Raw genomic sequence first — 11,996 nt, 5'->3', positions numbered from 1 at the left:
ACCGGGTGTGCGACGTACGCTTCGCATCTGATCGACCCGAGATGTGGAGCCCGCCATGGCCAGTAGTGCACACCCGATATCTCGAGGAATGACCGCCGGCGATCAGCTCGCGCGTCATGCCCGCAAGATCCCCGATACCGCGGCTCTGCGGTTCGCGGGTACCGCCCGTCGCTATCGAGAACTGAACGAGCGGGTATCCCGGCTGGCCAACGCCCTGCGGACGCGCGGTGTGGGCGCCGGAGACCGGGTCGCGGTGCTGGGCCTGAACTCGATGGAGGTCGTGGAGACCTTGCTGGCCACCAACCGCCTCGGCGCGATCGGGGTCCCGATCAATTTCCGGCTGGTGGCCGGGGAGATCGCGTACCTGCTCGCGGACTCCGGGGCGACGGCGGCGATCGTGGACGCGGGATTCGCGAGCGGACTGGCACAGGCCCGCCGCGACGCACCGGACCTGCGTTTCTGTCTGGTGATCGGTGGTGGGGACGGCGAATACGGCGAGGACTACGAGACGGCGCTGCAGGCGGGGGATCCCGAATGCGCGGACTCGGCCGTGGACGATCGTGAGCCGGCCTACATCATGTACACCTCGGGGACCACCGGCCGGCCCAAGGGCGCGGTGCTCACGCACGAAAACCTGATGCTGCACGCGTTCAGCGTCGCCGTACACCAGGGCGTATCCGGCGACGACCGGGTCGCGTTGAACGGTGCGCCGCTGTTCCATATCGCCGGTCTGTCGAGTTATCTGATGTGCCTGCTGCCCGGCGGGACGTTCGTGATCACCCCTTCCGGGGGGTTCGATCCGGCCGCCTCGGTCGAACTGCTGACCCGTGAACGCGTATCGAGTTGCTTCTTCGTACCGGCGCAATGGCAGGCCATCTGCGCGCTTCCGAATATCGCGGACTACGACCTCTCCGCGCTCCGGCAGATCTCCTGGGGAGCGGCACCGGCGTCGACGACCCTGCTGCGCACGATGATCGAGACCTTCCCGCAGGCCTCGGTGGCCACCGCCTTCGGCCAGTCCGAATGCAGCCCGGTCACCTGCACGCTGCGCGGTGAGGATGCCCTCCGCAAGATCGGTTCGGTGGGTACCCCGATATTGAACGTCGAGGTCAGAATCGTCGACGACGAGATGAACGATGTCGCGCCGGGTGCGGTCGGCGAGATCGTCTATCGAGGACCGACGGTGATGCGGGAGTACTGGAACAAACCGGAAGCGACGGCGGCTGCCTTCGCGGGCGGCTGGTTCCACTCCGGTGATCTGGTGCGCGCGGACGAGGACGGATATCTGTACGTCGTCGACCGCAAGAAGGACATGATCATCTCGGGTGGGGAGAACATCTACTGCGCGGAGGTGGAGAACGTGCTGGCCGCGCATCCCGGAATCGCCGATATCGCCCTGATCGGGGTCCCGCACCCCAAATGGGGCGAGACCCCGCTCGCCGTGATCGTGCCGGCCGATCCCGCCGACCCGCCCACCGCGGCGGGGGTCGAGGCCTTCGCGCGGACCCGGCTGGCCGGTTACAAATGTCCGAGGGAGACCGTGGTGGTGGCCGAACTGCCGCGCAATGCCAGCGGTAAGGTGCTCAAAACCGAGCTGCGGGAGAAATATTCATCGCCGGCCGCGGCGGGGTAGTCGTTGGGCGCGCATCCTCAGGTGGTGGTGCCGGTGCCGAGCCGTACCGTGATCCGATAGGAGAACACGGCCATCGCGAAGAGACCGGCCGCCACCGCCACCAGGGCACCGAAGCCCTCGGTCGCGAAATCGGCGAATGCGTTCAGGACGGTGAAGATCAGGGCCGCGATACGCAGGGTCTGGAGTGGCCACAGCGCCTTCGTCCGGCGGTAACCGATCACGGCCGGCGCGGCGAGGAGCAAGGTGAGACAGGCGCTGACGAACAGTATCGCGCCGGCGATTCCCATCCGGTCGATATCGAGGCCGGTATCGGCGCGGTCCAGGTGCAGCCCACCCGCGATCAACTGGACCACGCCCGTGACGACACCGGCCGCCGAAGCGGCGACCAGTGACCAGCCGACCACCGGTACCCACCGCGGACTGCGGAAGAAGCCGGGCACCAGACGGGGCAGGAACCGCCGGACCGAATACAGCCCGTCGCCGCGGTGCCCGGCCGCGTCGAGCAGGAGCCGGATTCCCTGTACCGCTCCCGGATCGGCACCCCCGGCTTCGGCCCTGGCGAGCATGGTTCGGGCCGCGGCCCGGCGGTGCCCGGGTAGGCCGGTGGCGGTGCCGTTCGCCGCGATCGCGGCCGCATTGGCCAGGTACTCGGCCACCGTGGGGGCCCGCACCACCCGGATCAGCCGGTTGGCGACGAGGATCACCAGCACGAGGACATACATGATCTCGGCCGAGGGGCCGTAGAAGTAGTCGTTGTCGGCGGTGACGAATTTGCCGACCTCGTCGAGGAACAGGCCGAACCCGATCCCACCGAGCACGACCGCGCAAGTGCGGGCGGCGGTACCGAGTGCCAGCCAGCCGAGCAGGAGGGCGATCATCATGGCCGCACCGCCGTAGAGGGCGTGTGCGATATGTAGTGAGCCGCCACCCACCTGGGGATAGTCGGTGATCGCGAGGTAGGCCCGCGTCAGCAGGATGGTGGCGATCGCGATGACCAGGAAGGTCTCGGCGGCCGCGTTACCGTAGGCGTTGCGGACGAATCTGGTGCGATGCCGGGTCGTCCGGGCCGCGGGCGCGGTCATCGCCCGGTGCTCCGGCACGGCGCCGCGTGGTGGCCGGCGCGCTGATATCGGCCGGCGCCCGCCGGGGGAGCCGATGATCCGATCGGTCCGGCTCCGGCGCACCCGGCCACTGATACCACCTCACCTGTCGATGTCGCTGGGCGCGTGGTCCGGCTCCGCGGACAACGCGGCGGGCCACGGGACGCCCGCTGTCGGCAAGCTACCGGCCCGCGCGGTGTGGTGGGCGGATGCGCCGCCGGAGCGGGACCGTGTCCCATTCGGAAATCGTGTTGCCGGGCGGTGTGCGCGCGGCTAGTCTCGGCAGCCGATCGTGCGCGACAGCGGAGGAGGTCGATGAATATGGCCCGCCATGGCTGGTTCTCGCCTGCCCGCATCCGGTTCGCGCGCGGTTGATTCGCGCGTCCGGATCTTTCCTCACGATCTGGAGTTGTCGTGTCCACTTCTTTCACCATCGACCCCACCGAGATCCACACCCGGCGCCTGGTGCTCCGCGCCTGGACATCGGCCGATCTCACCGCTGTGCGAACCGGTGCCCGCCGGCCGGGCTGGGCCGCGGATTTCCCCGCCGCCGGTGATCGGGAGATAGCGGAGGTCCTCGTCGAGGCGTCCGCCGGACCGGATCGGTCCGGCCATCGCATCGTCACGGAACGCTCGAGCGGTTCGGCCATCGGTTCCATCGGCCTGTTCCGGCGACCGAACGACGGTGTCCTCGAACTCGGTTACGGAATCGTGCCGTCGTATCGCGGCCGGGGCTACGCGACCGAGGCGGCGACGGCGCTGGCCGCCCACGCCTTCACCGCACCCGGGGTCCATACCGTCTCCGCATCGGTGGACCTCGCCAATCCGGCGTCGGTGCGGGTGCTGGAGAAAGCGGGTTTCGCCCGGTTCCGTATCGCCGGTGCGCAGGCGGAATTCCGGCTGACCCGCCGGTGACGGTCATCGCCGCGGCGGGCTCTCGGAGAGCCCGCCGCGGCGAGGGTTCAGCCGCGCAGTACCCTGCGGATCAGTTCGTCGATATCCACTCCGGGCGCGGCCAGGGTCAGGGCGCCGGTGGTGGACAGCACCGCGATACCGTGCACGCCGGCCCACAGGGCGGTCGCGGTCGTGAGCGGATCGGAATTCGCGCCGGTGGTGCGCACCCGGCCGACCAGCCGGTCGAACAGCGGTTTGGAGATCGCACGCAGGCCGGCGCCGGAGCCTTCGAGCAGATCGTGCCGGAAGATCAGGGTGAACATCGCCGGCCGGGCCCGAGCGAATTCGATATAGGCCCGGGCCCAGCCGGCGATATCCGGAGTATCGCCGTCCGCCTCGGCCAATGTCCGGGCCAGATCACGCAGTCCCACCTCCGCAATGGCTCCGAGCAGTGCCCTGTGCGTCGGGAACCAGCGACGGGGCGCACCGTGGGAAACGCCTGCCCGGCGGGCGATCTCCCGCAGCCCGATATCGGTCGAGCCGGTCTCCTCCAGCAGGTCGACACCGGCCTGCACCAGAGCTTCTCGCGTTCCGCCCACACTCATGTAGACATTGTCTACCCGATCGGGTAGACAATGTCTATGTCGCTGTGGAGTGCATTCTGCTATCGCTTGTGCCGGTATGTCCTCATCGGTCCCGTGCTCTGGCTGATCGGCCGTCCGGTGGTACGGGGACGCGCGCATCTGCCCCGGCGTGGGCCCTATATCGTCGCAGCCAATCACCTGGCGGTACTGGATTCCTTCTACCTCACCCGGGCACTGCGCAGGCAGGTGTTCTTTCTCGCCAAATCCGATTACTTCGACCGGCCGGGCCCGGCCGGTCTGGCCCAGCGATGGTTCTTCCGGGGTGTCGGGCAGATCCGCGTCGATCGCCGTGGTGGCCCCGGTGCCACGCCCGCACTCGCCGCGGCGACCGGAATCCTCGATCGAGGCGGCGTGTGGGGAATCCATCCGGAGGGGACGAGGTCACCCGACGGGCGGCTCTACCGCGGGCATACCGGGGTGGTCCGGGTCGCGATGGACACCGGTGTCCCACTGGTTCCGGTGGCCATCACCGGCACCGGTCCCGGCTCGGCGCGGCGGTGGTGGCGGCGTCGCCGGGTCGTGCTGGAGATCCTCCCGCCGCTCGATCTGAGCGCATACCGGGCCGCCGGACCGGCCGGGACCCGTCGGGCCACCGACGCGTTGATGCGGACCATCGCGGACCGGACCGGGCAGCAGTACATCGACGAATACGCGAATCGGGGTCGCCGCGAACGGGATCTCGCCGCCTGACCGGGTCGGGTGGCCGCAGCGGCGGGGAATGCGATGAGCCGGTGCGCCTGTCGTCCGAGCTACCGCGCGGCCGTGCGCGGGGTCGATATCCGATCGATCAAACCCTCCAGGTCCAGCTCGCCCGCCCGCTCCTGCGCTCCCGCCTGCAACGCATCGGAAAAGCGCTGCCGGGCAGCCTCTCCGGTGAACAGCGGCATGAGCAGTTCGGCTTCGCGTTGTGCGCCTTCGGCCGGTGGGCGGCCCGCGGCGTCGACCGCTGCCATCGCTGCCGCTACCGCCGCGGGTGGCTGCGCGGCGATCCGGAACGCGAGTTCGTCGACGAACGAATCGAGTTCGGCGGCCGGGAGCGCGCGATCGATCCAGCCGTATCGTTCGGCAGTCGCCGCATCGTGGAGTTGCCCGCCGAGAATCACCTCGAGCGCTCGGGACCGGCCGATCAGCCGCGGAAGCAGCTGGGTACCACCTCCGCCGGGGATGATGCCGAGAGCGACCTCCGGCTGGCCGAACCAGGCATTGTCCAGTGCGGCGTAGCGTAGGTCGAGGAACAGCAGGAATTCGGCACCGCCGCCGCGGACCCGGCCGGTGATCTTGGCGATCGTCACCTGCGGCAGTTCGCGGTACCTGCGGGTGAGGCCTGGGCCCGGGCCCTGGAGATAGGCGGCGAGCGCATCCGGTTCGGTGACCAGCCGCATATCGCCGTGGGCGAGGAAGAAGTCGGGTAGCGCGCTGTCGAAGACGATGACGCGGATCTCCGGATCGTCGTGCACATCGGTGTGGAACCGGTCGAGATCGGCGACCAGCGCGCCGTCGAGAAGGTTCACCGGGGGATGGTCGAACGAAACGAAGGCGACCCCACGGTCTCGGCGGACACGTATCGCGGTGTATCCCTGGCTCATTCCGGTTCTCCTGACTTCTGTTGTGGAAGCCGGACTGTAGCTGAGTTCTCTAATAGAACTCAATGGTTAGAATCGAACCCATGGAATGGACCGAGATCGGGCTGGAGAACTGCCCGGTGGTGCGGGCACTGGATATCGTCGGCAGCCGCTGGACGCTGATCGTGCTCCGTGAACTGTTCAACGGTGTCCACCGTTTCGAAGACATCCAGCAGCATCTCGGCATGTCGACCTCGGTACTGAGCCGGCGCCTCGCCGAAATGGACGCGCACGGGCTGATCCGCCGGACGCCCTATCAGTCGGTTGGGCAACGTGAACGATACGAGTACCGGCCGACCGACAAGGCATGGGAGCTCTACCCGGTGATCGTCGGCCTGATGCAGTGGGGCGAACGCCATCTCGCCGACCCGGCCGGTCCGGCGGTCCGGCTGGTGGACGGCCGGACCGGAACTCCGGTGGTCGCCGCCGTCGTACCGGCGGGCTCTCGGACCTGTGAGCCCAAAGAGATCACGGTGGTGCCGCTCGACCGGCAGCGGTGATGCCGCCCGGTCCGCGAATCGGCGATCCGCAGGTAGCCCCGACCGGGACAATCCGTGGCGGTCGCGGCGAACGGGTGCCGGGCGATATCGAGTGCGGTCTTCGCGTGTCCGATGCCCTGCTGTCCGAGGACGCCTGTGCGCCGCGACCGCTGCGGTGGCCGGTCGCGCCGATTCGGGAGGTTGCGCCGGAAAGGGCTTCAGCCCGGCATTCCCGGCGGCGGGGTTTCGCCGGCCTCGTCCAGCAGCCGCCGCATCAGCTTGCCGGTCGCATTGCGTGGGAGTTCGTCGAGGAAGATCACCTCGCGGGGTACCTTGTGCCGGGCGAGATTCGCCTTGACGTAGTCCCGGATCTCGCTCTCGCTCAGGGTGGTGTCCGCCGCGGGCACGACGAAGGCCCGTAGCCGGGTGCCGAAATCGCGGTCGGGGATACCGACCACCGCCGCTTCCAGGACATCGGGTCGTTCGACCAGCAGATTCTCCACCTCCAGCGGGAAGACATTCTCGCCGCCGGAGACGATCATGTCGTCGTCGCGGCCGTCGATGAACAGTCGGCCCTCGGCATCGAAATGCCCGACGTCCCCGCTGGACAGCAGGCCGTCGACGATCTCCTTGTGCCGGCCGTCGGTATAACCGGCGAAACTCAATCCACTGGAGACGAAGATCGTGCCCACGGCTCCGGGTTCGGTGATCCGATTGCGTTGTTCGTCGTAGAGCGCTACATGGCAGCCGACCGGGGGTTTACCGACCGTGCCGGGGGCGTCGCGCATATCCTGCGGAGTGGCGACGGCCGCGACGGCCACTTCGGTCGAGGCGTACAGGTTGTAGAGCACATCGCCGAACGCCTCCGCTGTGCGGCGGCTCAGATCCGGCGGAACCGGCGAACCCGCCGAGAAGACGACTCGTAGTGACGAGGTGTCGTAGCGGGCGAGCACCTCGGGTCCGAGGTCGATCATGCGCTGCAGCATCGTCGGGACCACCACCAGGCTCGCGGCGCGATGGGCGGCGATCCCGGCGAGCGTCGCCTCCGGGTCGAATCGGCCCTGCCGGAACACGATCGTATTGCCGAGCGCCCAGCCCAGCGTGAACTGGGACAGGCCGGTGCCGTGGAAGATGGGCGCGGCCATCACCATCGTGTCGTCGCGGGGGATCGGGATCCGGTCCAGGAACTGTGCCGACTGCAATGGGGAAACCTTGTCGCGTGGCGCGCCTTTCGGGGTTCCGGTGGTGCCGCTGGTCAGGATGACCGTGCCACCGGGCTGCGGCGGTGGCGTGAGTTTCGCGGTGGAGTTCGCCGCGATCAGCGAATCGATGGTGGTATCGCCCGAGCCGCCCCAGGTGAGAAAGCGCGGCGTGGTCGCCGGGATCGCCGCCAGCAGGCCGGTGAACTCCGCGTCGGCCAGGATTGCCCCGATATTCTCGCGCCGGGCGACATCGGCGAGCTGCGGTCCGGCGAAACCGGTGTTCATCAGGACGACCCGGGCACCCAGTTTGCCGGCGGCCAGCAGGGTCAGCACCATGCCGCGATGATCGCGGCACAGTGCCGCCACCACGGTTGTGGCCCCGACCCCGTGGGTGGCGAGGCCGCGGGCCAGCGCGTTCGATTGCGCGTCGAGCTGATCGAAGGTGAGTGCGCCGCGCTCGTCGACGATCGCGTCGGCGGCGCCGTCGCGGCGGGTGGCGTGGCGCAGCACAGTGACGAACGGTCCGTACACCCGTGAATCCCGGATGGTCCGGATCAGCTCGTCGGGACGCTTGGGGTCGAGCATTCCCCGGCGGCGCAGAACGGCCACCGCGGCCAGTGGTTCGGTCACCGAGCGCAGCGCCGCGCGGGGGTGGGCAGGTTCGTCGGCATGGGGCACCTCCAGGAGTTCGAACAGTTCTGCCCCGGCGCGATGCTGCGCGGCGCCTCGGGCGGCCGATGATCCGGTCAGGTTAGCCCAATAAAAGAATTATCGTTCACTTATCTGCTGATCTTCTGTTGTGGAGGTACTGGGGAGCATGTAACCGGGATTCACATACAGGAATTCGCGAGCGTGAGAGACTGGAGTAGAAGATCTATCACTCTGTCATGGAGGTCCTATGTCGCGCCCAGTGTCACCGGCCTCGAGCGCCGGTCTGCCCGAGGAGGTGGGGCGCCGCAAATACCTGGCGGGTCCCGCAGCCCTGCTCGGTGGTCCGGCCAATGTGGTGATGCAGCTCAGCCAGGCTCCCGTCGGTCGCGGCGTCGTGGAGAGCACCGTGCACAGCGGCCGGTTCGACCTGCACCCGCGCAAACGCGGCCGGACGACGCTGACCTATCTCGCAGTGGCCATGCTGGGGACCGACGAAGAGCGCGTCGCCTACCGCGAGGCGACGAACACCTCGCACCGCCACGTCCGCTCCCGGCCGGGCAGCACGGTGAAATACAACGCATTCGATCCGGAGCTGCAACTATGGGTGGCCGCCTGTATCTACCGCGGCGTCGTCGACTCGCTCGAATATCTGTACGGTCCGCTCGACGACGACTATGCCGACGAGCTGTACCGCGAATCGAGCAGATTCGGTACCACGCTGCAGGTACGCCCGGAGATGTGGCCGGCCGACCGCGCCGCGTTCCGTGCGTACTGGGAGACGAAGTCCGCGCAGATCTCGATCGACGACGAGGTGAAACGGTATCTGCTGGACCAGGTCGTCGACCTCGGGCCGTACGGACGCGTCGAGCGGGCGCTGGGGCGGCCGGTGAACCGGTTCTTCACCACCGGCTTCCTGCCCCAGCGGTACCGCGACGAACTGGGGCTGGCGTGGGGGCCGTGGCGGCAGCGCGCCTTCGTGGTGATCATGCGCGCGATCGGGACGGTGATGCGGCTGGGCCCCGAACGATGGCGGCTCTACCCGCTCGACAAGCATCTGGCCGATATGCGGCGGCGTCGCGCGCTGGGCAAACCGCTGGTCTGATCCGAGACCCGGCGCGGCCCGGGTCCAGGCGTGGCGGACGAGTCAGCGGCGCAGCGCGACGACCAGACCGTTGCGGGCCGCGTCGGAGAAACGGTCCATGAGAGAGTCGCCGAGGGGCGGCAGTTCCCGGCCGTAGGCGGCCGCACGTTCATAGGTGTCGAACACTTCGGCGTCCCAGCCGTGCCGGTCCAGCCAGGTCCGCGCCGGCTCGGCCACCCCGCCGCCCTGCCACATCGCTTTCATCGCGGTATCCGATCCGCCGGTGATCGCCGCGCCCATCAGCGCGACTGCGTCCACATGGAGGTATTCGATCGAAAGGCGGCTCCCGCTGACCGACCGGCCGCTGATTCCGGCCAGTAGCCGGTCATTGTCGTCAGGGCTCAGATAACTGACCAGGCCCTCGACGAGCCAGGCGGCCGGGGCCGCCGAGTCGAATCCGGCCGCGTCCAGTGCGCTGCCCCAATCCGCCCGGAGATCGACGGGTACCGCTACCCGGCGCCCGGCCGGCCGCGCGCCCCGCGCATCGAGGACTTGTTGTTTGAAGGTCAACATCTCCGGGGTGTCGAGTTCGTAGACGGTGACCTCCGGTGCTGCCGGAAGCCGGAAGGCCCGGGTGTCCAGCCCGGCCGCGACGATCACTACCTGCTGGATGGTGTCGGTGGCGGCGCGAATGTAGTCGTCGAAGAATCGGGTGCGGATGGGCAGGTAGCTGCTGAACGAATCCCACATCGTCGATGCTTCGTCGGTCTCGTCCCCGACACCGGCGGCGGCCAGGAAATCGGCCGCACAGGGATCGGTGAACAGCCGATCCTCGCGTGCCGATTCGGCGGCACGTGCGGCGGCGACCATCAGCGCTGTACGGCCGACGCCCGTCGGAGCGGGTGCGCCCGGGGTATCGGGGGAGGGAGAGCCGGGGGTGGTGGTCACCCGTCGAGTTTAGATCCGGCGTACGCTCCGGCCCGGGAGCGCCGGGCCCATCGTTGTCTCCGAGTCGGCCTCGACGGCCTGCTGCGGTGCGTCCGCAGTCAGCCGAACCAGCCGCCCACCGAAGGGGCCGTGTTGTGCCAGATGTGCTTGGTCTCCTGATATTCGGCCAGCCCGCTGGGACCGAGTTCGCGGCCGATTCCGGAACGCCCGAAACCACCCCATTCGGCGGCCGGAGTGTAGGGGCCGAAATCGTTGAGCCAGACCGTGCCGTGCCGCAGTGCGCGCACCATGCGTTCGCCCCGGGCGGGGTCGGCGGTGCGGACGCCCGCGGCGAGACCGTAGGACGTGTCGTTACCCAGTTCGACGGCTTCGGCTTCGGTCGCGAACCGCTCCACGGTGAGCACCGGACCGAAGGTCTCCTCCCGCACGATCCGCATATCGCGCCGGCAACGGTCCAGGATGGTCGGCAGGTAGAAGCTGCCGGTCGCCGTCCGGGGATCTTCGGGCCGCCGCCCACCCGCGATCAGTACGGCGCCCTCGTGAACAGCGTGTGCCACATGAGCTTCCACGCGGTCCCGGTGCTCGGGCGAAATCAGTGGTCCGGTCTGCGAGGCCGGGTCGGTACCCGGGCCGACCCGGATCCGTCCCGCGCGCCGGGCCAGTTCCGCGACGAATCCGTCGGCGATCGAATTCTGCACGACCAACCGGGTGCCGGCCGAGCACACCTGCCCCGAGTGCAGGAAGGCGCCGGTCAGCACGGCATCGATCGCGCTGTCGGGTTCGGCGTCGGCGAAGACGATATGGGGATTCTTCCCGCCCAGTTCGAGGGCGACCCGGGTGAGGTGCGTGGCGGCCCGACCGGCGATCGCCGCACCGGTGGTGGCACCACCGGTGAAGGAGATCAGATCGACCTCCGGCGTATCGGTGAGCGCCGTCCCCACCGTCGGTCCGGCGCCCGGCACGAGGTTCACGGCTCCCGGCGGCACTCCGGCCTGTTCGAGCAGGTGGACCAGGGCGATCGTGCTCAGCGGGGTGACCTCGCTGGGTTTGGCGACCACCGTGCATCCGGCCGCGAGTGCGGGGGCGATCTTCCACGACATCTGCAACAGCGGATAGTTCCACGGCGCGATGAGCGCGCACACTCCCACGGGTTCCCGCACGATTCGGCTGATCACCGCCGGATCTCCGGTATCGACGACACGGTCGGCGCCGGTGGCGATCAGATGCGCGTAGTAGCGGAACACCGCGACGACGTCGTCGATATCGATTTGGCTCTCCCGCAGCGTTTTCCCCGTGTCCAGGGTCTCGATCCGGGCGATGGCGTCACGGTGTTCGCCGAGCAGTTCCGCGGTACGGACGAGTAGTGCGGCCCGCTCCGCCACGGGCATATGGGCGCGGCTGCCGGCGGAGAACGCGGTACGGGCCGCGGTGATCGCGTTCGATACGTCGCGCTCGTCCGCCTCTCCGACGACAGCGATGACCGTGCCGTCGGCCGGATCGTGTATCTCCCGGCTTCCACCCGCGACCGGTTCGACCCAGTTTCCGTCGATGAAGAGGTGGGGCGCGCGTAGCAGCGGCTCCTCGGCGAGGATCATCTGGATATCTTCCTCTCGTTCGGGCGCGCGGCGTTCGCCGGCGGGGTGCTCGCCGGCGAAGACCGCCGCACCCGCGGCCCGCATTCTATGTTCCGTGGTCACGGCCGGACGCTGCGTTCGATGCCGGTTACCACGTTCCGGGCGGGG

11 protein-coding genes are annotated in these 11,996 nt (G+C 68.7%); 5 read left to right on the top strand and 6 right to left on the bottom strand.

Annotated features, from left to right (window positions below; genetic code table 11):
• The first annotated feature begins 55 nt into the window (after positions 1-55).
• Positions 56-1,633, top strand: coding sequence for a long-chain-fatty-acid--CoA ligase (locus ACWCPQ_RS04690; RefSeq protein WP_449894732.1), 1,578 nt, complete (start codon positions 56-58; stop codon positions 1,631-1,633).
• A gap of 17 nt (positions 1,634-1,650) precedes the next feature.
• Here ACWCPQ_RS04690 and ACWCPQ_RS04685 read toward each other — a convergent pair whose 3' ends face one another.
• A complete protein-coding gene (locus tag ACWCPQ_RS04685) occupies positions 1,651-2,715 on the bottom strand; it encodes a hypothetical protein (protein WP_449894730.1) in 1,065 nt (354 codons plus the stop codon).
• 432 nt (positions 2,716-3,147) lie between these two features.
• Here ACWCPQ_RS04685 and ACWCPQ_RS04680 point away from each other — a divergent pair, with 432 nt between their 5' ends.
• The gene (locus ACWCPQ_RS04680) at positions 3,148-3,648 is read left to right on the top strand and encodes a GNAT family N-acetyltransferase (protein WP_449894728.1); all 501 of its coding nucleotides are present in this window, start codon (positions 3,148-3,150) and stop codon (positions 3,646-3,648) included.
• A gap of 47 nt (positions 3,649-3,695) precedes the next feature.
• Here ACWCPQ_RS04680 and ACWCPQ_RS04675 read toward each other — a convergent pair whose 3' ends face one another.
• The gene (locus ACWCPQ_RS04675; RefSeq protein ID WP_449894726.1) at positions 3,696-4,232 is read right to left on the bottom strand and encodes a TetR/AcrR family transcriptional regulator; all 537 of its coding nucleotides are present in this window, start codon (positions 4,230-4,232) and stop codon (positions 3,696-3,698) included.
• 36 nt (positions 4,233-4,268) lie between these two features.
• Here ACWCPQ_RS04675 and ACWCPQ_RS04670 point away from each other — a divergent pair, with 36 nt between their 5' ends.
• Positions 4,269-4,961 (top strand): lysophospholipid acyltransferase family protein, encoded by a 693-nt coding sequence (locus ACWCPQ_RS04670; protein WP_449894724.1) that lies wholly within the window; start codon positions 4,269-4,271, stop codon positions 4,959-4,961.
• Positions 4,962-5,020: 59 nt separating this feature from the next.
• On the opposite strand, the gene ACWCPQ_RS04665 is transcribed toward ACWCPQ_RS04670, so the two are convergent.
• The gene (locus tag ACWCPQ_RS04665; protein ID WP_449894722.1) at positions 5,021-5,857 is read right to left on the bottom strand and encodes an enoyl-CoA hydratase/isomerase family protein; all 837 of its coding nucleotides are present in this window, start codon (positions 5,855-5,857) and stop codon (positions 5,021-5,023) included.
• A gap of 80 nt (positions 5,858-5,937) precedes the next feature.
• On the opposite strand from ACWCPQ_RS04665, the gene ACWCPQ_RS04660 reads away from it, so the two are divergent.
• Entirely contained in the window at positions 5,938-6,393 is a 456-nt protein-coding gene (locus ACWCPQ_RS04660) for a winged helix-turn-helix transcriptional regulator (protein ID WP_449894719.1), read from the top strand.
• 197 nt (positions 6,394-6,590) lie between these two features.
• Here ACWCPQ_RS04660 and ACWCPQ_RS04655 read toward each other — a convergent pair whose 3' ends face one another.
• Complete coding sequence (locus ACWCPQ_RS04655) at positions 6,591-8,252, bottom strand: acyl-CoA synthetase (protein ID WP_449894717.1); 1,662 nt, start codon at positions 8,250-8,252, stop codon at positions 6,591-6,593.
• A gap of 220 nt (positions 8,253-8,472) precedes the next feature.
• Between ACWCPQ_RS04655 and ACWCPQ_RS04650 the strand changes: the two genes are divergently transcribed.
• A complete protein-coding gene (locus tag ACWCPQ_RS04650) occupies positions 8,473-9,327 on the top strand; it encodes an oxygenase MpaB family protein (protein ID WP_449894712.1) in 855 nt (284 codons plus the stop codon).
• 42 nt (positions 9,328-9,369) lie between these two features.
• Here ACWCPQ_RS04650 and ACWCPQ_RS04645 read toward each other — a convergent pair whose 3' ends face one another.
• Together ACWCPQ_RS04645 and ACWCPQ_RS04640 are read right to left on the bottom strand one after the other, a co-directional pair.
• The gene (locus ACWCPQ_RS04645; protein WP_449894710.1) at positions 9,370-10,254 is read right to left on the bottom strand and encodes an SAM-dependent methyltransferase; all 885 of its coding nucleotides are present in this window, start codon (positions 10,252-10,254) and stop codon (positions 9,370-9,372) included.
• A 98-nt stretch (positions 10,255-10,352) separates the two neighbouring features.
• Positions 10,353-11,849 carry an aldehyde dehydrogenase family protein gene (locus ACWCPQ_RS04640; protein WP_449895517.1) on the bottom strand — a complete coding sequence of 499 codons (1,497 nt, stop codon included), beginning with the start codon at positions 11,847-11,849 and terminating at the stop codon, positions 10,353-10,355.
• Between the last annotated feature and the right edge of the window lie 147 nt (positions 11,850-11,996).

It is taken from the genome of Nocardia sp. NPDC001965 (assembly GCF_053594175.1).
Note: the sequence above shows the minus strand (reverse complement) of the source record. Positions and strands in the feature narration are given on the sequence as shown.

What these genes read in the sequence shown, in the direction of transcription:
- ACWCPQ_RS04690 (WP_449894732.1), top strand. Translation starts at nt 56, where the DNA reads ATGGCCAGTAGTGCACACCCGATATCTCGAGGAATGACCGCCGGCGAT.
- ACWCPQ_RS04685 (WP_449894730.1), bottom strand. Translation starts at nt 2,715, where the DNA reads ATGACCGCGCCCGCGGCCCGGACGACCCGGCATCGCACCAGATTCGTC.
- ACWCPQ_RS04675 (WP_449894726.1), bottom strand. Translation starts at nt 4,232, where the DNA reads ATGAGTGTGGGCGGAACGCGAGAAGCTCTGGTGCAGGCCGGTGTCGAC.
- ACWCPQ_RS04670 (WP_449894724.1), top strand. Translation starts at nt 4,269, where the DNA reads ATGTCGCTGTGGAGTGCATTCTGCTATCGCTTGTGCCGGTATGTCCTC.
- ACWCPQ_RS04665 (WP_449894722.1), bottom strand. Translation starts at nt 5,857, where the DNA reads ATGAGCCAGGGATACACCGCGATACGTGTCCGCCGAGACCGTGGGGTC.
- ACWCPQ_RS04660 (WP_449894719.1), top strand. Translation starts at nt 5,938, where the DNA reads ATGGAATGGACCGAGATCGGGCTGGAGAACTGCCCGGTGGTGCGGGCA.
- ACWCPQ_RS04650 (WP_449894712.1), top strand. Translation starts at nt 8,473, where the DNA reads ATGTCGCGCCCAGTGTCACCGGCCTCGAGCGCCGGTCTGCCCGAGGAG.
- ACWCPQ_RS04640 (WP_449895517.1), bottom strand. Translation starts at nt 11,849, where the DNA reads ATGATCCTCGCCGAGGAGCCGCTGCTACGCGCGCCCCACCTCTTCATC.